The following is a 24,912-nucleotide window of genomic DNA, read 5'->3' on the forward strand; positions in this document are numbered from 1 at the left end:
CGATGGCCGGCGACTTGCGGCTGGCCAACGAGGCCTGGGAGGCGCTCTTCCGCGCCCAGGCCACCATCGCCCGCGAGTTCGAGGACGCCGACATCTGGGGCGACCTGCTGCCCCGGGAGTACGGCGTGCTCTATGCCCTTTCCACGGCCCCGGACGGCCTGCGCATCACCGACCTGATGAACGACGTGCTCCTGACCCAGGCGGGTGTCTCCCGCCTGGTAGCCCGTCTTGAGCGGCGTGAGCTCATCGCCCGCGAGGACGACCCCGACGACCGCCGCGCCTGCCGCCTGCGGCTCACCGAGGACGGCGTCGCCGTCCAGCGCCGGGTGGGCGCGGCGCACGCCCGGCACGTCGCGCGCGCCATGACCCGCACGCTCGACCGGACGCAGCTCGAGACCCTCCGGGAGCTCACCACCGCACTGCTCGAAAGGAGCAACCCATGAGCACCACCCCCCTCAGCCTCGTGGTGATCAGCGCCGGCGTGAGCGAGCCGTCGTCGACCCGGCTCCTCGCCGACCGCATCACGCAGAAGACGCTCGACACGCTGCAGGACGCCGGGACACCCGCGGCCGCGAGCGTCATCGACCTCGGCCCGCTCGCGGTCGACGTCGCCCGGGCGATCGTGTCGGGCTTCCCCGGCGACGACCTGCGCCGGGTCATCGAACGGCTAGCGGCCGCGGACGCCGTGATCGCCAGCACACCGGTCTACAAGGCCGGGATCAGCGGCCTGTTCAAGTCGTTCGCCGATGTCCTCGACAACGACCTGCTCGTCGCCAAGCCCGTGGTCCTCGCCGCCACCGGCGGCAGCGCCCGGCACGCGATGGTTCCCGACGAGCAGCTGCGCCCGCTCTTCGCCTTCCTGCGCGCCATCCCCGTGCCGACCTCCGTGTACGCCACACCGGAGGACTGGGGCTCCCCCGACCTCGGCAGGCGGATCGCACGTGCGGCCACCGAGCTCGCGCTGCTGCTGCGCAGCGGCGTCGGGCGGGAGATCGCCGACGGCGCCTGGGACGGGTACCAGCACCAGTTCTCCGGGAACGCGACGCGAGCCGAGCGATCGGCCGCCGACGTCGACTTCACCACCGACCTCATGCGGCTCGCCGCCGGGGGGCGGTCCTGACCCGAGACCGAGGCCGATGTCGAGCCACCCGGAGTCAGGCGGCGTTCGCAGGCGCGAGCACGGACTGCCAGTGCCACGGCTCCGGCACGCGCCCATTCGGCTCGGCCCACGTCGGGTGGGCCCAGCCGTAGGTGCTCGCGTTCGCCTTGAGCCAGTTGTACTGCTCGGTGCCGAACGCCTGCACACCGCCGCCGATGTCGACCGCGAGCCCCAGGCCGTGGGTAGAGCAGCCGGGCGCCGCCGCGGTGGCCGACGCCGGGTCGTACAGCGCCTTCTGCTCCACAAGGGTGCGGTACGCCGAGTTGATCGTCAGGTGCTCGCCGAAGGCCTGCTGATAGGCGGCGTCGAGCTCGACCAGCCCGTCGAGCACGTCGGCGCGCACGAAGTGTTTGGGCGCCCACGGGATCGCCACCAGCGCCGAGCTCGGCAGGACGCCGCTGTCCGGGTCCCACACCTGGTCGGGCGCTGGGCAGGTCACAGCGTCCTGCGCCTCCGACAGCGCGTCGGTCGACACGGTCAGGGTCGAGATGCTCGTCCTCATGTCGAGCACGGCCTTCTCCAGCTCCGCCAGGTTCTCGCTTGCGACGACGTCGCTCGTGGCCTCGTCGACCGCGGCCGACGTGTCCAGGGCGGACCGCAGGTTGGAGCGGATTGCGTCGGCGACCCCCTTGCCCTCCGTCGCCGTGAAGATCTTCTGCCCGCGGGCGTCGGCGGCCGCCAAGCCCCGGCGGCCCGTGGTCACCGCGTTGCGGGCGAATTCGACCATGGAGCCCCGGACGGCGTCCGACGCCGCCGCGAGGGGCTGCCGCGCGTCGACCGTCTCGGTGGGGAACCGGGTGTAGAACGGCTGGGCCAGCAGCTGGTCGACGGTGCTGATCTGCGCCGAGAGGGCGGCACGTGTCGCCTCGTCGGCGACCTTCCGGTCGGAGGTCGTCAACAGGTCCTTGGCAGTGGTGCTCTGCGCCCTGAGCGTGCCCACCTCGGAGGTGAGGTACCAGGCGGCCCCGCCTCCGGTCACCGTGAGCACAACGACCACCGCCGCGACGACGACCGTACGGATGGTGCGCCGACGGCGGACCTTCGCCTCGCGCCGCTCCCGTGCCGTCCCGCCGGAGGACCCGCCGGCCTGCATGCCGGGCGGATCAGTGGCAGGAACGGCGGTCGTGGAGGTCACGATGCCAGAACCTACGGCACCCAGCGGGCGCGCGTCGCACGAGCGGTGGGTGAACTCTCCGAGCGTCAGCGTCCTGGTGCGTGAGCGTCCGAAGACGGGCTTACGAGCGCCGCGCCTCCCGGACCAGCACGCCGAGCAGGTAGGCGCCGCCGAGCACGACGGTCACGACCCCGACCGGCACCGGGTTCGGCGGCACGTACTGCGCCACCAGGTCCGCGCCGAGCAGCAGGAACGCGCCGGTGAGCGCGGCGTGCGGCAGGGGGATCCCAGGTCCGGCGCCGAGCCTGCGCGCGATCTGCGGCGCGGAGAGCGCGATGAACGCGATCGGTCCGGTCGCGGCGGTCACCAGGGCGGTGAGCAGGATGCCGAGCCCGATGATCGCGAGGCGCGCCGGCTCGACCCGCACGCCGTGCGCCGCCGCGGCGTCGTCGCCCAGCTCGAGCTGCCGCAGCGGCCGGCTCGCCCAGACCACCAGCGGTGCGGTGATCAGCAGCACGCCGACGGCGGGAACGACGTCGGCCCACGAGGCAAGACTGAGCGACCCGGTGCCCCAGATCGCCGCGCCCATGGCCACCTCGTCCTGCGCACGCAGGAGGAGCCAGGTGTTGATGGCGTGCAGGGTCGCCGTCACGCCGATGCCGACCACGATGAGCCGGAAGCCCTGCACCCCGCGCCGGTACGCGAGCAGGTACACCAGGATCGCGGTGGCGAATCCGCCGAGCAGCGCGCCCGCCGTCGTCGTGACGACGCCGGTGCCCAGGACCACCGTGACCACTATGACCCCGGTGTAGGAGCCGGTGGCGAAGCCGATCAGGTCGGGTGAGCCGAGCGGGTTGCGGGTCAGGGTCTGGAAGAGCGCGCCCGAGATGGCGAGCGCCGCCCCGAACAGCACCGCGGCCGTGACCCGCGGCAGGCGCCATTCGAGCACCACCGTCGACTCGAAGCCGGCCGAGCCGGTCAGTGCGTGGAGCACCTGCGCCGCGGTCAGCGGGTAGTCGCCGAGCATGAGCGCCACTATCGCGAGCGCCGCGGTCGCGGCGGCGAGCAGCAGAGCGACGGTCACGGAGCGCGGCAGGACGGCGGCACGGCTCGTGTCACCCCTGCGCGGGCGGGCGGCGCTCACAGCGCGAACGCCTTCTGCCGGCGGACCAGCCAGATGAGCACCGGCGCGCCGACGAACGCGGTGACGATGCCCACCGGCATCTCGCCGGGCCAGAGCACCACGCGGGCGAGGATGTCGGCGGTGAGCAGCAGCACGGGCGCGAGGAGCACGGTGAGCGCGATGATCCAGCGCTGGTCCGGGCAGGCGATCCACCGGGCGACGTGCGGCACCATCAGCCCGATGAACGAGATGGGCCCGACGATCGCCGTCGCGCCGCCGGCCAGCAGGGTCACCGCGAGGATGGCGGCGATCCTGGTGACCCAGACCGTCGAGCCGAGCGCGGTCGCGACGTCGTCACCCAGCGCGAGGGCGTTGAGCGAGCCGCCCAGCAGCAGCGCTATGACGAGCCCGACCGCCACGAAGGGCAGCACCGGGCCGGCCATCTGCCAGCCGCGGTCCACGAGCGAGCCCGTCTCCCAGACCAGGAGCGCGTTGAACGTGCGCGGGTCCGCGATGCGCAGCCCCGAGACGATGCCGGCCAGCACCGCGGTGAGCGCGACGCCGGCCAGGGTCAGCCGCACCGGGTCGACGCTCGCGCGCCCCGAGCCGCCGACCAGCGCTACCGCGACCGTCGCGACGAGGGCACCCGCGAGCGCCAGCCAGACGTACTGGTCCGGGCTGCTGAGCCCGAGCACAACGACGCCGAGCGCCACGAAGAACGACGACCCGGCCGTGACGCCGAGGATCCCGGGATCGGCGAGCGGGTTGCGGGTGACCGCCTGGATGAGCGCCCCGGAGACGCCGAGGCCGATCCCGACCACCAGGCCGATGACGGTGCGCGGGACGCGCAGCTCGACGACCGCCCGCTGGTCGCCCACGGGGACGTCGTGGCCGAGCAGGGCCGCCAGGACGACGTCGGGCGGGACGGGCCTGCTCCCGATCGCGAGGCTGGCGAGCACAACAACGAGGAGCGCCACAAGACCTGCGCCGAGGGCGAGGGAGCGGGCCGCGCCGGGGCGGCCGAGGCGCTGGACAGATGGCTTGGACATATCGGAGGTTAGGCTAACCTAAAAAGGCCACAACGGATCCCCACCGGAAGAGAGCACTACCCGATGCGTTCCCCACGTCTGCTTGCCGCCGTCCTGGCAGTGCCCCTCCTCGCGCTCACCGCGTGCTCCACCGGCGCGGACGCCGCGTCGTCGGAGGGCGCCTCGTCGACCGACGCGGCGTACCCCGTCACCATCTCCACCACGTTCGAGGACGTGACGATCGAGGAGCGGCCGGAGCGCGTGGTGGCGCTCGGCTGGGGTGACGCGGAGGTAGCGCTCGGGCTCGGTGTGCAGCCGGTCGGTGCCGCCGACTGGCTGGCCTTCGGCGGCGACGGCGTGGGCCCGTGGGCCGAGGGCCTCTACGACGAGGCGCCGGAGATCCTCGGCACCGTCGAGCTGTCGTACGAGGCGGTGGCCGCGCTGGAGCCCGACCTCATCCTCGACGTGCGCGGCTCCGGCGACGAGGAGCGCTACGAGCGGCTGTCGTCGATCGCGCCGACCGTCGGTGTCCCCGAGGGCGGCGAGTCGTACCTCACGCCCCGCGCTGACCAGGTGACGATGATCGCCGCCGCGCTCGGCGAGACGGAGCGGGGCGACGAGCTGCTCGCCGAGGTCGACACCGCGTTCGAGGAGGTTGCCGCGGCCCACCCCGACTGGGCAGGCCAGACCATCACGGCTGCCACCCGCACGAGCGAGGGCTGGGGCGCCTACGTCAACGACGGGCGCACCGAGTTCATGGAACGGCTCGGCTTCGTCGCGAACCCGACCATCACCGAGCTCCCCGTCGAGGCGAACGGCTGGAGCGTGAGCATCTCCGAGGAGCAGCTCGACCTGCTCGACGCCGACCTGATCGTCGCGTTCCCCATCTGGATCGACGTCGAGGAGATCACCGAGGACGCCGGCTGGCAGGAGATCCCGGCGGTCGCCGACGGGCGCGACGTCGTCATCACCGACGACCTGTCCGCCGCCTACTCGCTCGGCACGCCGGCCGCGCAGCTGTACGCGCTCGACGAGCTCACGCCGCTGATCGAGGACGCGCTGGGCTGACCTGGCGACTCAGCCGACTACGGTGGGGCACATGGGGTTCCGATCGTGGTTCGGGCACGGCCCGCAGAAGGCGGTCCGCCGTGTCGTCCGCTCGCACCGCACCGATGTGGTGCTGACCCAGGCGCCGCTGGTCACGTCCGCGGGCGAGGCGTGGGCGTTCGCCACGCGCGCCGAGCTCCTGGTGATCTCGGCGCCGGAGGCGCCTGGGGGCGCGGACAACCAGGGCGGCGGTGACCCGGAGTCGCGGGGCGCGCCCTCCGTCGTCGTGCAAAGGGAGTGGGCCGACGTCGACCGCGCCACCTATGAGGCGGAGGCCAACGTCCTGCGGGTGCACTGGGTCGACGGCGACGAGCCGACGGCGCTGGCGCTCGACGGCCGCCGCTCCGTGCTGCCGCAGGTGCTGCGCGAGCGGGTCGAGTGGTCGGTGGTCCTGGCGGAACCGGTCAAGCTGCCGGGCGGTCGGTCCGCGCGCGTCGCGGTCCGACGTCGGGCCGACGGCGAGCTGTTCTCCCAGGTGATCGGCGGAAGCGACGTCGACGTCACCGACCCTCGCACGGCAAGCCTGATCGACGCCGCCGAGGCGCGGGTGCGCGGCGCGGCGGGGCTGCCTGCCTGACCTCGTGGCGGTTGCTGCTGGGGCTCAGTCCTCCGGGACCGCACGCAGCGTCGCCCCGACGACCGCCGGGCCCAGCACCGTGCCGACGATGCTCTTGTACCGGCCGTACTTGGCGCGGTAGGAGTCGTCGAGCGGCGCGTGGACCTCGTTCTCGGGGACCTCGAACCGGACCTCCCGCTCGATACCGCCCACCCGGACCCGGCCCCTGCCCGAGCGCTTGGCGCGGCGGAACCAGCCGTTCTCCGGCCCGGCCGCCGACCGGACGTAGACGCTGTCCCCCACTCGGGCGGTCCAGATCGTCACGTACGGGCGCAGGGTGCCGTCCGGCCGGTACGACGAGATCTGCAGCTCGTCCGTGCGGTCGACCTGCTCCAGCTCCTGCTCGGTCCAGCTGCTCATCGTGCGCTCCTCCCGGGCACCGCCGGTGCCCGTGCCGATAGACCTAGATAGACCGCGCTGCGCGGCCCGTCACACCACGGTGCAACACCCCGGGGCCGCCGGGGAGTCCCTGGTGTGACCGGTAATGACAGGTCCCCCTACGTGTCAGACCCTGGGGCTAGCGTGTTGGGCACGACCTACCGCGTTCCACCTCGAAGGAGCCCCCTCACGATGCACACCCGCACGCTCGGCCAAGGTCTGGAAGTCTCCGCGATCGGCCTCGGCGCCATGGGTATGTCCCAGGGCTACGGCCCCAACCCCGGCACCCGCGAGGAGATGATCGGTGTGCTGCGCGGCGCCGTGGACCGCGGCGTCACGCTGATCGACACCGCCGAGGTGTACGGCCCTTACGTCAACGAGGAGCTGGTCGGCGAGGCCCTGGCGCCGGTGCGCGACCAGGTGGTGATCGCCACGAAGTTCGGCTGGAAGATCGAGGGCGGCGCCTCGGTGGGCCTGGACAGCCGGCCGGAGCACATCCGCGCCGTCGCCGACGCCTCGCTGCGCCGTCTGCGCACGGACGTGATCGACCTGTTCTACCAGCACCGCGTGGACCCGGACGTGCCCATCGAGGACGTGGCGGGCGCGGTGGGCGAGCTGGTCCAAGCGGGCAAGGTGCGCCACTTCGGGCTGTCGGAGGCGGGTCCCGACACGATCCGGCGGGCGCACGCGGTGCACCCCGTCACGGCCCTGCAGAGCGAGTACTCGCTGTGGACCCGCGACCCCGAGCCGGAGGTGCTGCCCACCCTCGCGGAGCTGGGCATCGGGTTCGTCCCGTTCAGCCCGCTCGGGCGCGGCTTCCTCACCGGCGCGGTCGACGCGTCGACGTCGTTCACCGCCGACGACATGCGAGCCAGCATCCCCCGCTTCACCGGCGAGAACCGGACGGCCAACCAGGTGCTCGTGGACCACGTCCGCGAGCTCGCGCAGGCCAGGGGTGCGACGCCGGGGCAGGTGGCACTCGCGTGGCTGCTCGCGCGCCAGCCGTGGATCGTGCCGATCCCCGGCACGCGCCGCATCGAGCGGGTCGAGGAGAACGTGGGCGCCACGCAGGTGGCACTCAGCGCGGACGACGTCGCCGACCTGGACGGGCTCGCCGCGCGGGTCGGGGTGCAGGGCGACCGGTACAACGAGAGGGGTATGGGGCTGGTGGGGCGGTGACGGGTCGGCCGTGAGGGATCAGAAGTCCTGGAGGCTTTCGCCGACAAGGACAGCGCCGATCACCAGGAGGACGATCGCGACCAGCACCGTGCTGTTCCGGGCGAGCCACACGCGCGTCCGGTCCAGCGGCCTGCTCACCCGGTCCTCGGCGAACCAGAAGGCAACGACGGCGGCGACGCTCACCAGGCACGCGATCACCGCGTAGCCCACCGCGGCGACGACCGTGGCGCCCGCCCCGATCTCGGCGGCCGCGATCGTGAGCCCGGCGCCGGCCCCGAAGGCCAGCTCCTTCACGTTGACGGCCGAGAGCAGCACGCCGATCCGCGCGGCCTCCGGCACGGATGCGTTTCCCATGGTCGCCATCCACGCCGGCTGGTCGCTGCTCTCGCTCTGATCCGCCCGGCGGAGCAGCAGTACGACTGCCCAGACCATCAGCACCGCACCCAGGAGGATCCGCAGCACCAGGCCGATCGGCGACGTCCCGTTCGACTCGGGCAGCAGGTCCGCCAGGAATGCCGCGATCACCGCGACACCCGCGACGGTGCCGACCCGAGCACCGACGAGGGCCGCGCCGGCGGCCCGCCCGGCCGGCGCTCCAAGGACCAGAAAGACGGCGATGAGCGGGACCGGGCTGAGCGCGACGCCGACGGCGTACGGGAGCAGATCACCGACAACATCGACCATGTGGCCGATCATCGCAGGCCTGGCCCCGCACCACCTGGTGGGTGAAAGATCGGCGTCGGCGGGGCGGCTGACCGGCGTGGTGCAGGTGTGATCGACTTCGCTGTGACGGGGGCCGATTTCAGGTCAGGACAACCCGCTCGAACCTGTTAGAGTTTTCACCGGTCGCCCACCCGGTTACGGGGCCGGGCGAACACGATCCCGCGTAGCTCAGCTGGCAGAGCATCCGACTGTTAATCGGACGGTCGTTGGTTCAAGTCCAACCGCGGGAGCCATAAATCCGCAGGCCAGCGCCCTAGGGCGCTGGCCTGCAGTGCTATTTCTGGGCGTATCAACGCTGTTGAGGGTCGAACTGAGGGTCTACAGGCCACACATCGGTGCACAACACACGGTTGGCGTCCGTCGGGCCTCGTGCACGACTCAACGGGAGTGCTACTCGCAGCCTCCACAGGAGAGACTACGGAAGCCGAGACCACTCGCGGACGAGGCGCACAGGAGGAGCATGGCGCGGCGGACTATGTGGGTGACCGGCGGTGGCATCCTCGTTGCCGGTATCGCCTTCGGTGCCGGAATGAGTCTGGGGTACGCACTCAGACCAGACAGCGGCGCTCACGTGCTCGCCCAGACGGCGGACGAGTGGGCAGCGTTCGGCACCGTCGGCACGTTGATCATTGCGGCGGTCGCAGCGGTGATCGCGTTCACGCAAGCTGCCGAAGCTCGTCGGCTTCGCATTGAGCAAGCCCAGCCATACGTAGTCGCCTACATGAAACAGAACTCGAACACGCCGGTGCTGGTAGAGCTCGTCATCCGCAACTTTGGGACGACCGCGGCACGCAACATCACGGTCACCTCGACTCCCACGATCCGACGGGCTGACGGAGCCAAGGCGGAAGACGTGTGGCTGCCGACCGATATCCCCGTCCTCGCACCGCAGCAAGAATGGCGTACGTTCTGGGATTCTGGTGCAGAGCGGTTCGACCACCCGGTTCTTGCAGACGAGAACCGCCATGTTGTGACAGTCACTTACGACGGTGTGGAGCGCTCGCCTCAGCAGGTATCTGAGTCGATCCTCGACTGGGGCGCCTACGTCGGTGGGATCTTCATAACCAGCAAGACGGTGCACCACGCGGCACAGTCCCTGGGCAAGATCGCGACGGTCATGGGCAGGTGGACTGATAGCAGCCGAGGGCTAACTGTGTACACGCGAGACGGTCGCGCCAAAGATGCTCGTGTCGCGACGGAGTTAGAGGAGCGCGCTCGACGACGTCAACGGCGCGAGCCGCATTCGGGTTCAGATCCAGAATCGATCTACCGCCCGAACGAAGCCTAGGGCCCGTTTCAGAAGTGCTGGTCACGGCGTTGACTGAGCCAGACGGCAAGGGTGATTTCTTCATGCGACCGGCCAGCTGCAACGGCGTGTGGGCCAGACTGCTCGCATGATTTCCCGCGCGAGGGCCCGGATCGGTGTCGTACTTGTTTCAGTCACTTTGTCGATTGGTGCTGCTGGGTGTAGTGAACCGGAGCCCGAAGCGGGCACGGTTCTTGGGAGTTGGGACCTCGAAGTCCAAACGGCGGCGAACCCCGATTCCCACTCATGGGGAGCGTCCGCGACTGTCCGGGAGCAGGTGGCTGACCTCGGGGGTGCCATCCTTCGTGACGTCATCGTGCCGATCACTGTGGCGCCCTCACAGACGGACGGATCGTTCGAGCCTTCGGCGACGATCACTTGGGCGAATGGTCGTGAGGAGGCCTGTGACTCCAACGGTGGACTCCACAACCAGCTCTACTTCCGCCCGAACGGCGGCAACGACGTCCTGACGCAAGTGTCCTTCAACTGCGGCATTCTTGACGAACCCATCGGAGATCCCGGTTCCGGGGCCTATGTAACGGTGACGCCGTGAAGCCGTGCTTGGTGAGCGGGTCCACCCCAAGACCGGGCGGCTCATGAGCTACGTGGACTGCGAGGTCAAGAGCGGCACTGCACACGTGGCTGACACAGAGGAGCTGTCAGACTTCGCGTGGGCGGCGCCGGACCAGTTCAGCAACTACGTGCCATACGGCTTTGCGCCCGCAGTCCAGGAATACTTGGTCGCCACCATCCGCTGACCACACGACGCCACACGTCGAGGGGGCACCTCGAAAGCGGAGTCGAGACTCTCGGCGCGTGGCGACAAACCCTTCGGCTGAGCAGAAGGCGCAGAGAACAGGCTCCTGGCCATTAGAGAAATCCAGGAAAAGCCTGCTGAATCAACTCGACAAGCCCATCGTATGCAGCGTTCGTGCCGACGCCTCCTGCGAGCGCATATGCGCCTGACTTGACTCGCTGCAAGAAGCCTCGGGTGGCCGTTCCGGGCTGACCTCCGTCAGTTTGGAGAGCTTCAGATAACTCTTCAACCTGACCAGACTGGAGGAACGCCTCAGCCTCACGAAGCAGGCTCTCGACGTCACCCTGCTCAATGTGGATCGCGACCGACCCCTTCCCCGACGCTACAGTCGCGTGGTCACCGGCGAGAGCCACGTCCTCACCCGCTGCCACAGTCGCATGGTCGCCGGAGGTAAGGGTTACACCATCACCGGACACGGTGGTCGCGTCACCCCCAATCGCGACGCTCGAATTGTTGGCGTAGACGCGCGTAAGGTGGAGATGAATCTCCTGGCCGAGCCTTGGCTCATCCTCGACCGTAGGGCCGCCCGCCCCGCCGACGTTCGGCGAGACGTCCTCCAGGCTTAGGGCCAGGTCCAGCGCTGTTGACTTCACTCGATCGAGGATTCCCAGTAAATGCGTCCTGGGCGTGTGGATAGCGGCGTAGTTCGCAGTCATCATTTCCATGTACGGTGCCTGGCGTGCATCGGCCAAGCGTCGATACTCGGTCACCCAAGTAATAGGGAGTGGAATCTGAGGATCGCCGTCACCCGATGCCAGTGCATGGAGTTCTGCGACTGGGGCTCGGAGTGCGAGGGAAGGCATTCTTTTGGAGAGCTTGGCAGGGAGTTCAAACCTGCGAAGTGAGTGAGTGTCCGACGTACCCATCGGCCCGTCGAAGCGAATCTTGATAGGCAGGTGGCTGCCGTCTCGGTAGGCAGGCACGTCACTGGCGGTGGGATACCCACCCAACTCGCTTCGGAGCCATTCAGTGAGCTCGTCTGCTCCGATCCGTCTGCTCACTACCAGCAGGCGTCGCAGAGCATCAGGCAGGGCGACGGCCGGTTCGGACAGTGCGTCGATCGCGGTCTCAAGCGCGGTAGTCATGCCAGGATTCTTACCCCGCACGAGCGTCTTCGATGGGTGAACCACCCCTACGGCCGGGTGATTGTTGGTGCGTCGCCCGTGTAGTGCCGTCCCCATGGCCGCCCAGCAGCAGTTGTGGTGGCACTGAGGGCTGAAATGAGGTGCACGCCAGCCTGCAACAGACGCCCGCGATGGATGGGTATGAACACCACGCCCAAGAAAATTGTCGTTCCGGCCGGTTGCGACCGCTGCCAAGAACGGCTGTTAATCGGATGGTCGTGGTTCAAGTCCAACCGCGGGAGCCGGAACGAGGCCCTGAATCCCTTCTTGACGTGGGGATTCAGGGTCTCGCTGTTTTCGTTGCCAGCCCTGATCGGGTGAGGTGTGCGGGCAAGACCAACCGGCCGGATCGGGGTGACATCGGTCGCGGCGTTAGTGCACGTGGTGGACATGGATGCCCGCCGACCGGCACGATCGGAGCCGTGACTCGTCCTCGTGCGCCGGTCCTGGCCGTGCTGGTCGTCGCCGTAGGAGGGATGCTGGTGTGGCAACCGTGGGCAGCACCGCTGACCGTGCGCCTGACGGCACAGCGCCTCGAGCAGGTGGAGGGCGTCGCCTCAGTGCAGGTCGATCGGCACGACAAGTACTCGCCCGAGCACCACGAGCGCGCAACCTGGTCGGTGACGACCGTCCACCTGGACTCGGGGTTCTCGCCCGAGGATGCCGGCGAGGTGGCCGTCCGGACGGGCGGGCCCCTTGGGCCGAACCGCGATGCCCACGTACACCCCGTCGGCGAGGATGCCGACGGCGTCGAGCGGGTGTCCGTGGTGTGGGCGGAGCCGGTCACGGCCGAGCATGTCGTGGACGCGTTCTCCCTGGCCGACGCCGGTGCCCGGCACGTGCAGGTCGTCGTCACCGGGATGCCGGGGACCGTCTTGTACGAGGTTCGGACCGAGGACCAGTCCGAATGGGAACGGTTCGCCCGCCTCGCCGACGAACTCGGTGTCGCCGAGCCTCACCTGGAGGTCGGGTGACCACTGTCCGCAACCGGCGCCGCCTCTGAGCGCTCAAGGGGGCGCACCCGCCGCGCGGCGGAACCTCGTCGCGAGGCGATCGAACGCCGTCGCGAGCCCGTCTCCCTCGATCATCTCGATGTCGACGTCGAGCTGTGCGATCCACAGCGCGAGCCGGTCCGGGTCGTCGGCACCCAGTTCGACACGGCACGTGGCCTCGTCGACCACCACGATGTCGACGGGGATGTGTATCTTCGCGGCGACCTCGGCGGCGGGAGCATGCACGAGTATCCGGGCACGGTATTTCCAGGATCCCTTGCTGACGCTGCCGACGACGTACTCGACGACCTTGTCCTCCGGGATCACGCGCGGTCGGAACCGCGCACCTGTCGGTCCGTGGAGAACCATGCGGTCGACGCGGAAGACCCGCCAGTCGTTGCGGTCGAGATCCCACGCGAGCAGGTACCAGAGCGGCCCCCAGCTCACCAGCCGTTGCGGTTCGGTGTGGCGCGCCGTCTCGCTGCCCCCGGGCTTCGTGTACCCGAACCGGAGCCGTTCGTGGCCGCGGATCGCGGCAGCGATCCCGCCGAGCACCGGGAGATCGAGCGGCGGTTCAACCCCTGGAACGGCGCTCGTCGCCTCACGTACCGCCTCGACGCGCCGCCGCAGGCGCGAAGGCAGCACCTGCTCCAGCTTCGCCAGCGCGGTGAGCGACGTCTCCTCGACCCCGAGCCCCCGGGTCGCGACCGCGCCCAGTCCGACCGCGACGGCGACCGCCTCGTCGTCGTCCAGCAGCAGTGGGGGCATCGCCGTCCCGGCGGCCAGCCGGTACCCGCCCGCGACCCCGGGGCGCGCGTCCACGGGATAGCCGAGCGACCGCAGCTTGCCGATGTCGGCGCGCACGGTCCTCGTGCTCACACCGAGCCGGCCGGCGAGCTCGGAGCTCGTCCAGTCGCGCTTGAGCTGGAGCAACGACAGCACCTCGAGCAGACGGGCCGAGGTCTCCAACATGTTCTCGATCATCTCAGCAATTGCGGAAGCTAACCTGCCGCGTTAACCGGGAACGTGGATGTCATGAACGAGAACAACGCACTCACCCCGTTCCGCATCGACGTCCCGCGGGCCGACGTCGACGACCTGCGCAACCGGCTGGCGCACACCCGCTGGCCCAACCCGGTGCCGGGCCGGGACGACCGCACGGACTTCAGCCGCGGCATCCCGCAGGCGTACCTGACCGAGCTCGCCGAGTACTGGCGCGACGGGTTCGAATGGCGCGAGCAGGAGGCGAAGCTCAACGAGTACGAACAGTTCACGACAGTCGTCGACGGGCAGACGTTCCACGTCGTCCACGCACGATCGGTGAACCCGGAGGCGACCCCGCTGATCCTGAGCCATGGCTGGCCGGGTTCGTTCGTCGAGTACCAGCGGCTCATCCCCCTGCTGACCGACGAGTTCCACATCGTCATCCCGTCGCCGCCCGGCTTCGGGTTCTCCACCCCGCTGTCGGGGACCGGCTGGGAGCTGGCGCGGACGACGGGGGCCTACGCCGAGATCATGACGCGGCTTGGGTACGAGCGGTTCGCGGCCCACGGCACGGACATCGGCTCGGGCATCACCGGTCAGCTCGCGGCGAGCTACCCGGAGCGGGTCATCGGCACGCATGTCGGCGCCGATAGCCGGTTGCTCGGGTTTGTCGGCGACAAGCTCCCCTACCCCGAGGGCCTGTCCGACGACGAGATCGCTCAAGTCGAGGCAGTGCGCGCCGAGGTCGCGGCTGACCGCGGGTATCTCGAGATGCAGAACCACCGTCCGGACACGATCGGCGCGGCGCTCACCGACTCGCCGGTCGGTCAGCTCGCGTGGATCGCCGAGAAGTTCAGGACGAGGACCAGCGACGGGTACCGGACGCCGGACGAGTCGGTCGACCGAGACCAGCTCCTCACGAACGTCAGCCTGTACTGGTTCACCCGCGCCGGCGCGTCGAGCGCGCAGTTCTACTACGAGGGCGAGCACTCGGGACTCGCCTGGGCCCTGGCCGCCGACGTGCCGTCGGGCTGGGTCGTGTTCGACACCCACCCGCTCATGCGCCGCGTGCTTGACCCGTGGAACGCGATCAGCCACTGGAGCGAGTTCACCGAGGGCGGCCACTTCCCCGCGATGGAGGAGCCCAAGCTGCTCGCGGACGACATCCGCGCCTTCTTCCGTGGCATCTCCTGAGCCTGCGTCAGGGCAGCCGAGCCTGCGGAACGGTCCTGAAGTTGTCACCTGCTGCCGCCAGGGCTGCCAGCCGGTAGGTGAGCAGGCCAGTCATGGCCCGCACGCCGTGGCCGATCGCCCGCTCGTCGGCGGCGAAGTCGGGACTGTGCGGCGCGCCGTTCATCCCCGCCTCGGTTCGTCGACGAACTGCGTGTGGCCGCTCTACCTTGGGTGGCCGAGCCTTAGTTCGGGCGGCCCGGCAGGATCCATGACGATCAGCTTAAGGTTCACGCAGCCGGGGGTCGAGCGCCTTTCCAAGTACCTGCGCAAGGACCCGCACCGGAATCTCGCCGTCGTCGTCAGCAGACGTCTGCTCCAGCTCGTACGCCAGGCCTTGCAAGACCACCTCGGCCGTGAGCGCACTCCAGACCGCAGATTGGTCGTTGGCCGAGTCACGCAGATCCCAGAGAGCCTCCACGAGTTCGTTATTCGTCTGCGCCGCATCAAGCCGTTGCAGTCCAAGCGCGAGTGCATCCACGCCGTGATCGTAGGCTCTGAACTTCACGACGAATCGCGTTCCGCGACAGCCTGGACCTAACCCAAGGGTGCAGCGCGCACGGTGGATGTGCGAAAATCACACCATGGACAAGGTGGCGCTCGGACGGCGGCTCACTCAGGCACGCGAACTTGCGGGGATGACGCAAGACAGCCTCGCGCGGGCCGTAGGCCTGGACCGTACAGCTGTGACTCGTTTGGAGAAGGGGGAGCGCAAGCTCAGCGTCCCCGAACTGGTCGAGATCGCTGAGGCGGTTGGACGGCCGCTTTCCTACTTCGTCGCGCCGGTTGTCCCTGCGGTGGTCAGCCGCAGGTCCGACGCCACCACCCACGACTCCACACAGACTCTCGACGTGGAGCTCGAACAGTTCGCCGACGATCTGCGAATGCTCATGGACATGGGCTTGCTCCACCCGGCACAGCGGGCCGCAGACGCCAGGACTCCCCGCACTCATCCCGAGGCCGAGCGGATGGCGGAGCGGGTTCGCCGCCAACTTGATCTAGGGACGCAGCCCATCTCCAATCTTGGCGATGTGTGCGAGAAGCTTGGGCTCTACACCTATGGAGCGTCTCTCGGCCGTTCCGGAGCAGATGGTGGCTGTGTAGAAGTCGTAGCGACGTCCCCGATCACTCGTGCCGACATTCCGGCAGCCGGGGCGGCTGTCGTAAACGGCGACGCACCAACAGGCCGACGTCGCATGACGCTCGCCCACGAGCTGGGGCACTGGCTCACGGGCGACGCCTACGATGCGCAGAGCTCCGGGGACAACGAACGCATGATCAACTCGTTCGCGATTCACTTCGTGGCGCCACGCGCTGGCGTCGCAGATGTATGGCGTCAGTACGACTACTGGTCAACGAGAGATCGCGCCCTCGCCGTCGGAGCCGAGTATCGCCTGAGCTGGTCAGCAACGGTGGGCCAACTGAGCAACCTCAATCTGATCGAGCGCGGCGAGTTCGACGCATTGAGTCAGGACGAGCCTCGCGCAGGCGACTACCTTCGCCTTGGCCTGTCCTGGCCGGACGATCTTGCCGGCCCTTACCTGTCTCCCGGGTTCGCGGCAGCTTGCATAAACGCCTACGCCTCAGGTCAGCTCACTGCCGACCGGGCGCTAGAACTGCTTAGGGGCACACTGACAGAGGCCGGCCTGCCGCGGCAGGACCGATCGGGACTGGAAGACCTGCGGCGCTCATTCACCGGACACGATGACTGACGCGCCTCGGTGGGTCATGGACACGAGCACCTACACCCACCTCTGCCGTGCCGGCCATGCCGACCTCATCGGGCAGCTCGCCCCAGGCGGCATCGTCGTTGTGCCGAGCGAGGTCGCTACGGAGATCGAGGCCGGGCGCCAGCACCATTCGGGGATCCCCTCGGTCAGTGACGTCGGCTGGGCCGAGATCGCCGTCCTGACTGAGGACGAGGTCTGGACCGAACTCGAGATCAAGGCCCAGATGGGCGGCAACGCTCACCAGCATCTCGGTGAATGTGCCGTCATCTCCTACGCTCACCACCGCGGCCTGATCGCAATCCTCGACGAACGCGCAGCGATCGCACAGGCTGATCGGCTTGGCGTGACGACCCACGACACGCTCTGGATCGTGATCGAGGCATACAAGGTGCTGTTCGATCGGGACAGGGCGATCACGGCGAAAGTCGTCGATGATCTGCTGGACACGGGCATGTACCTGCCGCTGGAGTCCGGCGAGAGTGTCGTCACCTGGGCTTGGGAGGAAGGGCTGCTTCCGTGAGGTGGCACGAGTGCGCAGGGCGTCAGCGATGGCCTGGGAAGATCGATGCATGCCAAGCTCTGTGCAATTGATCCGTGCCACGACACTGTCCAACGCCGAGTATGCGTACGCCGCGACCGCGCCAAAGGACGCCCGGCTGATCTTCCTCGCTGGATCATGCCCGTTGGACGACAACGGGACGACCGTGGCTGTCGGCGACTACGCAGGTCAGGCTGCTGCGTGTGTCGAGACAATGAAGCACGCGTTGGCTGCTGCCGGAGCGACGATCGAGGACGTGATCAGCACGCGTGTGCTCGTGGCTTCGTCAACGCGGACCGATCTCGTCGCGGCGTGGAAGGTCGTGCGCGATGCGTTCGGTGAGCATGACGTGCCGAGCACGCTGATAGGCGTCACGGTGCTCGGATACGACGATCAGCTGGTCGAGCTCGAAGTGGTCGCCGCTGTCGTTGACTGACGGCTCGAAACCGCTGGCGCTACCGGCTCCTGTACTGCGCGATCGACACCTCAAGCCCGTGCGCGATCATCGTCAGCGCCTCGGCGAACCCACCACCGACACCGAACTCGGAACCAGCACTGGCTGGCTCCTGCAGCAGCCCGAGCCGTTCCGCAGCCAACTGTTGCTGCTCATGGAACGTAAACCCGACAACGAAGTGCATCACCGCCTCGGCAGCCACCTCGGCCAGCGAGACGGGCACGCCCTGCAGACCAGCGACAGCCAGCAGCTTCGGCCGGACGGGTGAGCTCACCAGTCCCAGGGCGAGTGAGCTCGACACAAGCTCAGAGCCGTCCCGGTACGCGATCAGGCACTCGCGCATCTCTGCCCCCACCGTGCGTACGGCCTCGTGCATGGACAGGCCATCGATCGGCACGCCACCCATCGGCGCGAGAATCCGTTCGCTGACCGCCGCGAGAAGCGCCTGCTTGTTCGGAAAGTGCCAGTACAGCGCGCTCGGCTGGACCCCGAGGGCAGTCGCGAGATGCCGCATGGTCAGATCAGGCAGGCCGTACTCGTCCAGGAGGCGCAGGGCCATCTCGGCGACGTCGTCGCGGCTGCGTCGACGCGAGGTTCCCGAAACGACCATGTCCCCACTATATTGGCGAACGCTGTTCAGGTGAACAGTGTTCAGGTGGGAGGCGATTGGATGTCCAACGAACTCAGGCCACGGATGCGGGCGCTCGACGCGACCGACATCGCGCGCTTGGCTGTCTTTGTAGCGCTCGTTGCCGCGCTCGGTCTGCCGGGCAGCTTCAGCGTGCTCGGCGCCGTACCGATCACCGCGCAGACGTTCGGCGTCATGCTTGCCGGCGCGGTCCTCGGACCGCGGCTGAGCGCCCTGGCCATGGTCGTGCTGCTCGCCCTCGTCGCGGTGGGGATCCCGCTGCTCGCCGGCGGACGGGGTGGCGTCGGCGTGTTCGTCGGGCCGTCCGCGGGATACCTGATCGGCTGGGTCGTCGGGGCCTTCGTGACGGGCCTGATCGTGCACGCCTCCGCCCGGAAGCCGACCATCTGGCGGACGGCGCTCGCGACCGTCGTCGGCGGCATCCTTGTCGTCTACGCGTTCGGGATCCCGGTCCAGAGCCTGGTGACCCGCCTGCCCCTCGAGGAGACCGCCCTCACGAGCCTCGTGTTCCTCCCCGGGGACCTGGTGAAGGCGACGCTCGCGACACTGACCGTCACGACTCTCCTGCGCGCATACCCCCGCGCGTTCCGGCGCACGTGGCTCTCCCCCGGACAACAGGCCGCGCAGAACGAGGTGGACGTCCCGGGCACGGAAGCGACGGGCACGGAAGCACCTCGATGACCGCACGGATCGCGGTACTCAGGGGCACACCGGACGAGCTTCTCGACCGCATCCGTGCCGTGCGCGCCGCCGGGGACGTCCCGCTCGTCGGCGACGACCGGTGGCCCGCGGCGCAGTGGTCTGCGGTGCACAAGCTCGCCGACGTCGGACCGGTGCCCGACGACGCCGCCTGGGCCACGCTCACCTCCGGGACGAGCGGCACCCCGCGCGTCGTGCTGCGCACCGCCGCATCGTGGGATCGGTCCTTTGGCCCGGTCACCGAGCTGCTCACCGGTCGTACGACGACGGACCGGACAGCGACGGACGAGCTGATCATGCTGCCGTCCCCGCCGGCCTCATCGCTGACCCTGTTCTCCATGGCCCACGCACTCGCCGGCGGCCCGCAACCGGTCTTCCCGGGAGATCCGGCAGCCAGGGAAGCAACCCTCTTCCACGGCACCCCACAGGCACTGCGCACCCTGCTCGACGCCGGAGCTCTCCCCCGCCTCCGCACCGCCCTCGTCGGCGGCTCCCACCTCGACACACGGCTGCGCGCCGACGCCGAGTCTCGCGGCGTCCGCGTCCTTTCGTACTACGGGGCGGCAGAGCTCTCCTTCGTCGCGCTCGACGACGGGCGTGGCCTGCGCGCCTTCCCCGGCGTGGAGATCGACGTGCGGGACGGCGAGCTGTGGGTCCGCTCCCGATACACGGCCCTCGGCTACCTCGGTCAGCCGGGGCCGCTGCGCAAGGACGGGGCCTGGAATACGGTCGGCGACCTCGCGACCCTCGACGACGGGGTACTGACCCTGCGCGGGCGCGGCGACGAAGCCATCCTCACCGCCTCGGCCACCGTCATCCCGGACGAGGTCGAAGCGGGCCTCCGAACGCTCCCAGGCGTCACCGACGCCGTGGTCTTCGGGATCCCCACGGGCAGGATCGGCGCGCTCGTCGCCGCGATGGTCGAGGTGGACGACGACGCCCCGACGCTCACCGCGGGCGCCCTGCGCGCAATGTCCGCAAGACAATTCGCTCCAGCCCACCGACCCCGCGTCTGGTTCGCGGGACGGCTGCCCCGAACCGCGTCCGGAAAACCCGCACGAGCAGAGGTCCGGCGCCAGGTCGCCACCGGCGAGGTGACCCGGCTTGCCTGACGAACCGGTCATCGTCGCCGCGCGCCGCACCCCGATCGGCACCCGCGGCCGCGCCCTCGCCCAGCTCCGGGTAGAAGAGCTCGCCGGCCCCGTCATCCGGGCCACCCTCGCCGACGCCGAGGCCGCCACCGGCTCGGCGCTCACCATCGCCGACGTCGTGCTCGGCAACTGCATGGGGCCGGGCGGCAACCCCGCCCGCATCTCCGCGCTCGCGGCCGGGCTCGGCGTCGGCGTGCCGGGCGTGACCGTGGACCGGCAGTGCGGCAGCGGCCTCGCCGCGGTCCTCGACGCGGTCTCCGCGATCCGAGCCGGGGACGACCGCCCGCGCATCGCAGGCGGCGTCGAGAGTGCGTCGACCGCCCCGACCAGGTCCGTCGACGGCGTGCCCTACGACCGCGCGCCGTTCGCACCCCAGGGCTGGCCCGACCCCGACATGGTCCAAGCGGCCGAGAGTCTGGCCCAGGCCGACACCATCACCCGAGAACGGCAGGACGCACACGCGGCACGCAGCCACCAGCGAGCACGCGCGGCCCGCGATGCCGGACGGTTCAACGCCGAGCTTGTGCCCCTCGGGCCCACCATCACCGATGACTCGATCGGCGTCGCCGAACCGCTGCTGGCCCGCCTGCGCCCCCTGTTCCCAGGCGGCACGCTCACCGCGGGGACGGCGACGCGGATCAGCGACGGCGCCGCGGCGGTCGCCGTCGTGCCACACCGGCTGCGCGGCGGGGCCGCAGGCCTCGTCGTCCGCGGGCATGCCATCGTCGGGTGCGACCCGGCCCTGCCCGGGATCGGCGCGGCCCCGGCAGTGCTCGCGGCGCTCGCCTCCGCCGAGGTCAGGATCGGCGACGTCGCGGCGATCGAGATCGTCGAGGCGTTCGCGGCGCAGTCGCTGGCAGTGCTCGGCCGGCTCGGGCTGGACGACGACGATCGGCGGGTCTGCGCCGACGGCGGGGCGCTCGCGCTCGGCCACCCGTGGGGCGCGAGCGGCGCGGTCGCCCTGGTGCGGCTGTTCAGCCGCCTGGTCCGCGCGGGCGCACCAACCGGAACCTTCGGAGTCGCCGCAGCCTCCGTCGGCGGCGGCATGGGTGTGGCGGCCGTCGTCGAGGTGCTGCGATGAGCTACCTCGAGCTGGACGACGTCTCCGTGCGCCTCGGGGACACCGAGGTGCTGCGCGATGTCACGTGCTCGCTGGACGAGCGCACCGTCGCGATCGTCGGTGAGAACGGTTCGGGCAAGTCCACGCTCGCGCGACTGGTCGGCGGGCTCGCCCACGCGACGAGCGGCACGATCCGCGTCCTGGGCCTCGACCCGGCTCGTGAAGCGGCAAAGCTACGCCGTCGGGTAGCCGTGGTGTTCAGCAATCCGGACACCCAGATCATCATGCCGACGGTGGCGGAGGACGTCGCCTTCTCGCTGCGGTCCGAGAAGCTGTCGCGCGACGAGAAGGCCCGGCGGGTCGACGAGGCCATGCACCGGTTCGGCCTCACCGACGTCGCCGACCGCGCGTCGCACGACCTGTCCGGCGGGCAGAAGCAGCTGCTCGCGCTGTGCGGCGCCTTTGTGCGCAGTCCCGACCTGGTGATCGCCGACGAGCCGACCGCCTATCTGGACGCGCGCAACGCCCGTCGGGTCGCCGACCACCTCTTCGAGGAGGGACAGCACCGGCTGCTCCTGGTGACCCACGACCTGACCCTCGCGCAACGCTGCGAGAAGGCGGTCCTGGTGCAGGACGGGACGATCGTCGCGGCCGGAACGCCCGCCGCGATCGTCGCCGAGTACGAGGCGAGGCTCGGATGCTGACCCTGTACCGGCCCGGCGACGGCCCCTGGCACCGGTTGTCAGCAGGGCCGAAGTCGCTGGTGCTCACGCTGATCGTGCTGGGCGTCAGCCTGCTCCCGGCCGCCTGGTGGTCCGCTGCGGTCGCAGCCGGCGTCTGTCTCGCCTGCTACGCGGTCCGGGGCGCGGGGATGCGCGACCTCCTGAGACAGGTCGTCACCATTCGATGGATCCTCCTGGTGACGCTCGCCGGGCAGCTTGTGTTCCTCGGCCCGGAAGACGCGGTCGCCAACACTGTCCGGGTGTGCGCGGCCGTGGTGATCAGCGGGCTGCTCGCGCTGACCACACCGGTCAGCGAGCTGCTGGACGTACTGGAGCGGGCGTTGCGGCCGCTGCGGTGGCTGGGGATCGATCCGCAACGCGCAGCCCTCACGATCGCGGTGACCCTGAGCACCCTGCCTGTGCTCGCGCGGCTCGAGCGCGAGGTCCGCGAGGCACAGCGCGCCCGGGGCGGCGGGCGGAGCCTGCGCCTCTTCGCCATCCCGTTCCTGGTTGTTGCGCTCAAGCACGCGGATGCGCTCGGCGACGCGCTCACGGCACGAGGGGTGCGATGACGACGGCGGTGCCCGCGCCCACCGTGCATGGACCGACCGTGCACGGGCCGACCGTGGACGACCAGACACGGTGCGTCCACTACCGGACGGAGCTCGACGTGATCGCGATCCGGTTCGCCTGCTGCGGCCGCTACTACCCGTGCCACCTCTGCCACGACGGCGAGGCGGACCACGACTCGCGCCCGTGGCCGACCGGATCCGACCACAAACGCGCCGTGCTCTGCGGGGTGTGCCGGACAGAGCTCACCATCGCCGAGTACCGCGTAGTGCCCTCCTGCCCGGAGTGCAGCGCCCCGTTCAACCCGCGCTGCGCGGCGCACTACCCCGTCTACTTCGAGTAAGCCGCAGCCACCTCGTGCCACCTGCCGTCCACGGCCGAAGTCTCCGCCGCGGCCGCCACCCGCGCGGCCTGCAGCCCGTCGGCCACCGACGGCGCAACCTGCTCGCCCGTGAGCACCGAGGTGATGAACCGCGCACCCTCGATGACCTTCAGGTCCTCGAAGCTCAGCCCCATACCCCCGCCGGGGTTGAACCGACCGAACTCCCCGTGCTCGGTATCGGTCAGCACCCGCGTAAAGCCGTACCCAGCCGAGCCCGACCCAGCCCCACCCGACCCCAGGCACACCTCCAGCTCGTTCATCCGCTCGAAGTCCCACCGCGCGGACCCCGAGCTGCCGAACACCTCGATCCCGTACGCGCACCGCGGACCCACGGCCACGCGCGACGACTCGAACGTCGCCACGGCGCCGCCGTCCAGCCTCGCGAGCACTGCGGCATAGTCCTCGTTCTCCACGGGCAGCAGCTCCCCACCCACGTCGCCGCGAGCAGGGTGCCCCAAGCCCCCGCCCGACGGCGCAGGCCGCTCCCGGATGAACGTCTCCGTGAGCGCGGTGACCTCAAGCACCGGCGCGACGACGTACTGCGCCAGATCGAACCCGTGGCTGAGCAGGTCGCCGAGCACCCCCGACCCCGCCGTCTCGCGCACGAACCGCCAGGTACGCGGCCCAGAAGGCGACGCCGAGTAGTCGGCGTCGAGCACCACCCGCACGTTCGATACCCGACCGAGCCGACCCGAGCGGACCAGCGACCGCAGGTGCTCCACCGCGGGTGCGTGCCGGTAGTTGAACCCGACGGCGGTGACCAGCCCCGCGTCGCGTGCGGCGTCGGCGATGTCCTGCGACTGCCCGACCGAGGTACCCATGGGCTTCTCGATCCAGAACGGCTTGCCGGCGGCCGCCGCCGCGAGCGCGTGCTCGTGGTGCACGTAGTTGGGTCCGCAGATCGAGACGACGTCGACGTCGGGGTGGGCCAGCACGTCGCGGTAGTCGACGGTCACCTCCCGGTAGCCGAAGCGGCGGCGCGCCGCCTCGGCATTGTCGACGGAGGGGTCGGCCACGATCACCGGCACAACCTCGACGTCGAGCTCCGGGTACTTCTCCCCCAGCGCCCGGTAGGCGTGCGAGTGCACGTTGCCCATCCAGCCCGCCGAGATCAGCCCTACGCCGATCAGAGCAACCCCAGCCCGCACGAGGCCAGGTACTGCCGCGTCATGACCGCATTCGGCAGCGGCAGCCGCGGGTCGCAGGGGTACAGGTCCTGCTCGCAGATCACGTACAGGTCCTTGTTCAGGTCGGCCAAGGCAGCGACAAGAGCCGTCATGTCGGGCGCCCCCGCCGGGGGCCGCACGGACGCGCCGCGCGCCACGGCCTCGCCGAAGGGCCAGTCCTCGCGGTGCGCCTGCTCGGTCAGCTCGACGTCGAACGCCTTGATGTGCACGTAGGCGATCCGGTCGGGGTAGGTGCGCACCATCTCCAGCGGGTCCCCGCCGCCGTAGACGATGTGCCCGGTGTCGAGGCACAGGTTCACGTAGTCGGGGTCGGTGGCGTCGAACACGCGGGCGATGTCCTCCGGCGTCTCGATGTGGCTGTCCCCGTGGGGGTGCAGCACCATCTTCAGCCCGTACTCGTCCTTGACGATCTGGCCGAGCCGGTTCGCGTTCTCGATGTAGAGCTTCCAGGCGTCCGGCGTCAGCACACGGTCGTCGGTCCACTCCCAGGTCTTGTCGTCGCGGAACAGCGGCGGCAGGTGGACCAGGTACTCCGCGCCGACGGCGGCGTGGGTCTCCGCGATGGCCCGGAAGGTCCGCTCGGTCTCGGCCCAGGCCTCGGCCTTGTGCAGGATGCCCCAGCCGGTGCCGGCCACCACGGTGAAGCCGTTGTCGTCCATGACCTTGCGCAGGAGCTTCGGGTCCGTGGGGAAGTAGCCGTAGGGGCCGGTCTCCATGTACTCGAAGCCGGCCTCGGCCATCTCCGCGAGCGCCCGCTCCCAGTGGATCTGCTTCTCGTCCTCGGGGAACCACACGCCCCACTGGTCGGGGCAGACACCGATGGTGAGCTTGCTGAACCGGGGGTCGGTGTTGCGCGCCTTGCTCGTCATTTCGCTCTCTCTCACCTGGTG

General features: G+C 69.8%; 30 protein-coding genes and 1 tRNA gene. 19 read left to right on the plus strand and 12 right to left on the minus strand.

Going from position 1 to position 24,912, the window contains the following annotated elements; translation table 11 throughout:
• Window positions 1-2: 2 nt before the first annotated feature.
• Both AB1046_RS09425 and AB1046_RS09430 read left to right on the plus strand, forming a co-directional pair.
• The gene (locus AB1046_RS09425) at window positions 3-443 is read left to right on the plus strand and encodes a MarR family winged helix-turn-helix transcriptional regulator (protein WP_369374614.1); all 441 of its coding nucleotides are present in this window, start codon (window positions 3-5) and stop codon (window positions 441-443) included.
• Window positions 440-1,120 (plus strand): CE1759 family FMN reductase, encoded by a 681-nt coding sequence (locus AB1046_RS09430; RefSeq protein WP_369374616.1) that lies wholly within the window; start codon window positions 440-442, stop codon window positions 1,118-1,120. The genes AB1046_RS09425 and AB1046_RS09430 overlap by 4 nt, the downstream gene beginning before the upstream one ends.
• Before the next feature lie 34 nt (window positions 1,121-1,154).
• Here the strand turns inward: AB1046_RS09430 and AB1046_RS09435 are convergent, their stop codons facing one another.
• The 3 genes from AB1046_RS09435 to AB1046_RS09445 all read right to left on the minus strand — a co-directional run bounded on the left by AB1046_RS09435 (window position 1,155) and on the right by AB1046_RS09445 (window position 4,445).
• Window positions 1,155-2,294 (minus strand): D-alanyl-D-alanine carboxypeptidase family protein, encoded by a 1,140-nt coding sequence (locus tag AB1046_RS09435; protein WP_369374618.1) that lies wholly within the window; start codon window positions 2,292-2,294, stop codon window positions 1,155-1,157.
• A gap of 100 nt (window positions 2,295-2,394) precedes the next feature.
• A complete protein-coding gene (locus AB1046_RS09440; protein WP_369374619.1) occupies window positions 2,395-3,417 on the minus strand; it encodes a FecCD family ABC transporter permease in 1,023 nt (340 codons plus the stop codon).
• Window positions 3,414-4,445, minus strand: a complete 1,032-nt coding sequence (locus AB1046_RS09445; RefSeq protein WP_369374621.1) for a FecCD family ABC transporter permease — start codon at window positions 4,443-4,445, stop codon at window positions 3,414-3,416. The genes AB1046_RS09440 and AB1046_RS09445 overlap by 4 nt, the downstream gene beginning before the upstream one ends.
• 63 nt (window positions 4,446-4,508) lie before the next feature.
• Between AB1046_RS09445 and AB1046_RS09450 the strand changes: the two genes are divergently transcribed.
• On the plus strand, window positions 4,509-5,492 hold the full coding sequence (locus tag AB1046_RS09450) for an iron-siderophore ABC transporter substrate-binding protein (protein WP_369374623.1): 984 nt from the start codon (window positions 4,509-4,511) through the stop codon (window positions 5,490-5,492).
• Between the two features lie 31 nt (window positions 5,493-5,523).
• Complete coding sequence (locus tag AB1046_RS09455; RefSeq protein ID WP_369374625.1) at window positions 5,524-6,108, plus strand: hypothetical protein; 585 nt, start codon at window positions 5,524-5,526, stop codon at window positions 6,106-6,108.
• A 24-nt stretch (window positions 6,109-6,132) separates the two neighbouring features.
• Here the strand turns inward: AB1046_RS09455 and AB1046_RS09460 are convergent, their stop codons facing one another.
• Complete coding sequence (locus AB1046_RS09460) at window positions 6,133-6,507, minus strand: DUF2255 family protein (protein ID WP_369374627.1); 375 nt, start codon at window positions 6,505-6,507, stop codon at window positions 6,133-6,135.
• Window positions 6,508-6,717: 210 nt separating this feature from the next.
• Between AB1046_RS09460 and AB1046_RS09465 the strand changes: the two genes are divergently transcribed.
• Window positions 6,718-7,704 (plus strand): aldo/keto reductase, encoded by a 987-nt coding sequence (locus AB1046_RS09465; protein WP_369374630.1) that lies wholly within the window; start codon window positions 6,718-6,720, stop codon window positions 7,702-7,704.
• Between the two features lie 18 nt (window positions 7,705-7,722).
• Here the strand turns inward: AB1046_RS09465 and AB1046_RS09470 are convergent, their stop codons facing one another.
• Window positions 7,723-8,388, minus strand: a complete 666-nt coding sequence (locus AB1046_RS09470) for a GAP family protein (RefSeq protein ID WP_369374632.1) — start codon at window positions 8,386-8,388, stop codon at window positions 7,723-7,725.
• 196 nt (window positions 8,389-8,584) lie between these two features.
• On the opposite strand from AB1046_RS09470, the gene AB1046_RS09475 reads away from it, so the two are divergent.
• The 3 genes from AB1046_RS09475 (at window position 8,585) to AB1046_RS09485 (ending at window position 10,286) form a co-directional block, all read left to right on the plus strand.
• A tRNA-Asn gene (locus AB1046_RS09475) sits at window positions 8,585-8,660 on the plus strand.
• A 227-nt stretch (window positions 8,661-8,887) separates the two neighbouring features.
• The gene (locus AB1046_RS09480) at window positions 8,888-9,715 is read left to right on the plus strand and encodes a hypothetical protein (RefSeq protein WP_369374635.1); all 828 of its coding nucleotides are present in this window, start codon (window positions 8,888-8,890) and stop codon (window positions 9,713-9,715) included.
• 106 nt (window positions 9,716-9,821) lie between these two features.
• On the plus strand, window positions 9,822-10,286 hold the full coding sequence (locus tag AB1046_RS09485) for a hypothetical protein (RefSeq protein WP_369374636.1): 465 nt from the start codon (window positions 9,822-9,824) through the stop codon (window positions 10,284-10,286).
• A 317-nt stretch (window positions 10,287-10,603) separates the two neighbouring features.
• On the opposite strand, the gene AB1046_RS09490 is transcribed toward AB1046_RS09485, so the two are convergent.
• Window positions 10,604-11,635 (minus strand): hypothetical protein, encoded by a 1,032-nt coding sequence (locus AB1046_RS09490; RefSeq protein WP_369374638.1) that lies wholly within the window; start codon window positions 11,633-11,635, stop codon window positions 10,604-10,606.
• Between the two features lie 461 nt (window positions 11,636-12,096).
• On the opposite strand from AB1046_RS09490, the gene AB1046_RS09495 reads away from it, so the two are divergent.
• Window positions 12,097-12,648, plus strand: a complete 552-nt coding sequence (locus AB1046_RS09495; RefSeq protein ID WP_369374640.1) for a hypothetical protein — start codon at window positions 12,097-12,099, stop codon at window positions 12,646-12,648.
• Between the two features lie 33 nt (window positions 12,649-12,681).
• Here the strand turns inward: AB1046_RS09495 and AB1046_RS09500 are convergent, their stop codons facing one another.
• Window positions 12,682-13,650 carry a helix-turn-helix transcriptional regulator gene (locus AB1046_RS09500; RefSeq protein ID WP_369374642.1) on the minus strand — a complete coding sequence of 323 codons (969 nt, stop codon included), beginning with the start codon at window positions 13,648-13,650 and terminating at the stop codon, window positions 12,682-12,684.
• 51 nt (window positions 13,651-13,701) lie between these two features.
• On the opposite strand from AB1046_RS09500, the gene AB1046_RS09505 reads away from it, so the two are divergent.
• Window positions 13,702-14,844 carry an epoxide hydrolase family protein gene (locus AB1046_RS09505; RefSeq protein ID WP_369374644.1) on the plus strand — a complete coding sequence of 381 codons (1,143 nt, stop codon included), beginning with the start codon at window positions 13,702-13,704 and terminating at the stop codon, window positions 14,842-14,844.
• Window positions 14,845-14,851: 7 nt separating this feature from the next.
• Here AB1046_RS09505 and AB1046_RS09510 read toward each other — a convergent pair whose 3' ends face one another.
• The gene (locus AB1046_RS09510; protein ID WP_369374646.1) at window positions 14,852-15,007 is read right to left on the minus strand and encodes a hypothetical protein; all 156 of its coding nucleotides are present in this window, start codon (window positions 15,005-15,007) and stop codon (window positions 14,852-14,854) included.
• A gap of 96 nt (window positions 15,008-15,103) precedes the next feature.
• Window positions 15,104-15,361 (minus strand): hypothetical protein, encoded by a 258-nt coding sequence (locus AB1046_RS09515; protein ID WP_369374648.1) that lies wholly within the window; start codon window positions 15,359-15,361, stop codon window positions 15,104-15,106.
• Window positions 15,362-15,464: 103 nt separating this feature from the next.
• On the opposite strand from AB1046_RS09515, the gene AB1046_RS09520 reads away from it, so the two are divergent.
• Genes AB1046_RS09520 through AB1046_RS09530 form a run of 3 tightly spaced genes read left to right on the plus strand, consistent with a single transcriptional unit; the run spans window position 15,465 to window position 17,584 of the window.
• Window positions 15,465-16,592 carry a helix-turn-helix domain-containing protein gene (locus tag AB1046_RS09520; protein ID WP_369374650.1) on the plus strand — a complete coding sequence of 376 codons (1,128 nt, stop codon included), beginning with the start codon at window positions 15,465-15,467 and terminating at the stop codon, window positions 16,590-16,592.
• 16 nt (window positions 16,593-16,608) lie between these two features.
• Window positions 16,609-17,130: a hypothetical protein gene (locus tag AB1046_RS09525; protein WP_369374652.1), complete on the plus strand. Its 522-nt coding sequence runs from the start codon at window positions 16,609-16,611 to the stop codon at window positions 17,128-17,130.
• Between the two features lie 49 nt (window positions 17,131-17,179).
• The gene (locus AB1046_RS09530) at window positions 17,180-17,584 is read left to right on the plus strand and encodes a RidA family protein (RefSeq protein ID WP_369374654.1); all 405 of its coding nucleotides are present in this window, start codon (window positions 17,180-17,182) and stop codon (window positions 17,582-17,584) included.
• Window positions 17,585-17,603: 19 nt separating this feature from the next.
• On the opposite strand, the gene AB1046_RS09535 is transcribed toward AB1046_RS09530, so the two are convergent.
• A complete protein-coding gene (locus tag AB1046_RS09535) occupies window positions 17,604-18,212 on the minus strand; it encodes a TetR family transcriptional regulator (RefSeq protein WP_369374656.1) in 609 nt (202 codons plus the stop codon).
• A 60-nt stretch (window positions 18,213-18,272) separates the two neighbouring features.
• Here AB1046_RS09535 and AB1046_RS09540 point away from each other — a divergent pair, with 60 nt between their 5' ends.
• The 6 genes from AB1046_RS09540 to AB1046_RS09565 are packed head-to-tail and all read left to right on the plus strand — an operon-like array spanning window position 18,273 to window position 22,796.
• A complete protein-coding gene (locus AB1046_RS09540; protein ID WP_369374659.1) occupies window positions 18,273-18,932 on the plus strand; it encodes a biotin transporter BioY in 660 nt (219 codons plus the stop codon).
• Entirely contained in the window at window positions 18,929-20,062 is a 1,134-nt protein-coding gene (locus AB1046_RS09545) for an AMP-binding protein (protein ID WP_369374662.1), read from the plus strand. The genes AB1046_RS09540 and AB1046_RS09545 overlap by 4 nt, the downstream gene beginning before the upstream one ends.
• Window positions 20,055-21,182 carry a thiolase family protein gene (locus AB1046_RS09550; protein ID WP_369374664.1) on the plus strand — a complete coding sequence of 376 codons (1,128 nt, stop codon included), beginning with the start codon at window positions 20,055-20,057 and terminating at the stop codon, window positions 21,180-21,182. Before AB1046_RS09545 ends, AB1046_RS09550 begins: the two co-directional genes overlap by 8 nt.
• Window positions 21,179-21,865, plus strand: coding sequence for an energy-coupling factor ABC transporter ATP-binding protein (locus AB1046_RS09555; protein ID WP_369374667.1), 687 nt, complete (start codon window positions 21,179-21,181; stop codon window positions 21,863-21,865). The genes AB1046_RS09550 and AB1046_RS09555 overlap by 4 nt, the downstream gene beginning before the upstream one ends.
• Window positions 21,859-22,455 (plus strand): energy-coupling factor transporter transmembrane protein EcfT, encoded by a 597-nt coding sequence (locus AB1046_RS09560; RefSeq protein WP_369374669.1) that lies wholly within the window; start codon window positions 21,859-21,861, stop codon window positions 22,453-22,455. The genes AB1046_RS09555 and AB1046_RS09560 overlap by 7 nt, the downstream gene beginning before the upstream one ends.
• Window positions 22,452-22,796 carry a CHY zinc finger protein gene (locus AB1046_RS09565; protein WP_369374671.1) on the plus strand — a complete coding sequence of 115 codons (345 nt, stop codon included), beginning with the start codon at window positions 22,452-22,454 and terminating at the stop codon, window positions 22,794-22,796. Before AB1046_RS09560 ends, AB1046_RS09565 begins: the two co-directional genes overlap by 4 nt.
• Here the strand turns inward: AB1046_RS09565 and AB1046_RS09570 are convergent.
• Both AB1046_RS09570 and AB1046_RS09575 read right to left on the minus strand, forming a co-directional pair.
• Complete coding sequence (locus tag AB1046_RS09570; protein ID WP_369374673.1) at window positions 22,784-23,983, minus strand: Gfo/Idh/MocA family protein; 1,200 nt, start codon at window positions 23,981-23,983, stop codon at window positions 22,784-22,786. The genes AB1046_RS09565 and AB1046_RS09570 overlap by 13 nt on opposite strands.
• A complete protein-coding gene (locus tag AB1046_RS09575) occupies window positions 23,962-24,891 on the minus strand; it encodes a TIM barrel protein (RefSeq protein WP_369375643.1) in 930 nt (309 codons plus the stop codon). Before AB1046_RS09575 ends, AB1046_RS09570 begins: the two co-directional genes overlap by 22 nt.
• Between the last annotated feature and the right edge of the window lie 21 nt (window positions 24,892-24,912).

It is taken from the genome of Promicromonospora sp. Populi (assembly GCF_041081105.1).
Lineage (GTDB): Bacteria > Actinomycetota > Actinomycetes > Actinomycetales > Cellulomonadaceae > Promicromonospora.

Bases quoted from the DNA above. Each gene is read 5' to 3' on its own strand.
- AB1046_RS09425 (WP_369374614.1), top strand. From the start codon at position 3: ATGGCCGGCGACTTGCGGCTGGCCAACGAGGCCTGGGAGGCGCTCTTC.
- AB1046_RS09430 (WP_369374616.1), top strand. From the start codon at position 440: ATGAGCACCACCCCCCTCAGCCTCGTGGTGATCAGCGCCGGCGTGAGC.
- AB1046_RS09445 (WP_369374621.1), bottom strand. From the start codon at position 4,445: ATGTCCAAGCCATCTGTCCAGCGCCTCGGCCGCCCCGGCGCGGCCCGC.
- AB1046_RS09450 (WP_369374623.1), top strand. From the start codon at position 4,509: ATGCGTTCCCCACGTCTGCTTGCCGCCGTCCTGGCAGTGCCCCTCCTC.
- AB1046_RS09455 (WP_369374625.1), top strand. From the start codon at position 5,524: ATGGGGTTCCGATCGTGGTTCGGGCACGGCCCGCAGAAGGCGGTCCGC.
- AB1046_RS09460 (WP_369374627.1), bottom strand. From the start codon at position 6,507: ATGAGCAGCTGGACCGAGCAGGAGCTGGAGCAGGTCGACCGCACGGAC.
- AB1046_RS09465 (WP_369374630.1), top strand. From the start codon at position 6,718: ATGCACACCCGCACGCTCGGCCAAGGTCTGGAAGTCTCCGCGATCGGC.
- AB1046_RS09470 (WP_369374632.1), bottom strand. From the start codon at position 8,388: ATGGTCGATGTTGTCGGTGATCTGCTCCCGTACGCCGTCGGCGTCGCG.
- AB1046_RS09480 (WP_369374635.1), top strand. From the start codon at position 8,888: ATGGCGCGGCGGACTATGTGGGTGACCGGCGGTGGCATCCTCGTTGCC.
- AB1046_RS09485 (WP_369374636.1), top strand. From the start codon at position 9,822: ATGATTTCCCGCGCGAGGGCCCGGATCGGTGTCGTACTTGTTTCAGTC.
- AB1046_RS09490 (WP_369374638.1), bottom strand. From the start codon at position 11,635: ATGACTACCGCGCTTGAGACCGCGATCGACGCACTGTCCGAACCGGCC.
- AB1046_RS09500 (WP_369374642.1), bottom strand. From the start codon at position 13,650: ATGATCGAGAACATGTTGGAGACCTCGGCCCGTCTGCTCGAGGTGCTG.
- AB1046_RS09505 (WP_369374644.1), top strand. From the start codon at position 13,702: ATGAACGAGAACAACGCACTCACCCCGTTCCGCATCGACGTCCCGCGG.
- AB1046_RS09510 (WP_369374646.1), bottom strand. From the start codon at position 15,007: ATGAACGGCGCGCCGCACAGTCCCGACTTCGCCGCCGACGAGCGGGCG.
- AB1046_RS09520 (WP_369374650.1), top strand. From the start codon at position 15,465: ATGGACAAGGTGGCGCTCGGACGGCGGCTCACTCAGGCACGCGAACTT.
- AB1046_RS09525 (WP_369374652.1), top strand. From the start codon at position 16,609: ATGGACACGAGCACCTACACCCACCTCTGCCGTGCCGGCCATGCCGAC.
- AB1046_RS09530 (WP_369374654.1), top strand. From the start codon at position 17,180: ATGCCAAGCTCTGTGCAATTGATCCGTGCCACGACACTGTCCAACGCC.
- AB1046_RS09535 (WP_369374656.1), bottom strand. From the start codon at position 18,212: ATGGTCGTTTCGGGAACCTCGCGTCGACGCAGCCGCGACGACGTCGCC.
- AB1046_RS09540 (WP_369374659.1), top strand. From the start codon at position 18,273: ATGTCCAACGAACTCAGGCCACGGATGCGGGCGCTCGACGCGACCGAC.
- AB1046_RS09545 (WP_369374662.1), top strand. From the start codon at position 18,929: ATGACCGCACGGATCGCGGTACTCAGGGGCACACCGGACGAGCTTCTC.
- AB1046_RS09555 (WP_369374667.1), top strand. From the start codon at position 21,179: ATGAGCTACCTCGAGCTGGACGACGTCTCCGTGCGCCTCGGGGACACC.
- AB1046_RS09560 (WP_369374669.1), top strand. From the start codon at position 21,859: ATGCTGACCCTGTACCGGCCCGGCGACGGCCCCTGGCACCGGTTGTCA.
- AB1046_RS09565 (WP_369374671.1), top strand. From the start codon at position 22,452: ATGACGACGGCGGTGCCCGCGCCCACCGTGCATGGACCGACCGTGCAC.
- AB1046_RS09575 (WP_369375643.1), bottom strand. From the start codon at position 24,891: ATGACGAGCAAGGCGCGCAACACCGACCCCCGGTTCAGCAAGCTCACC.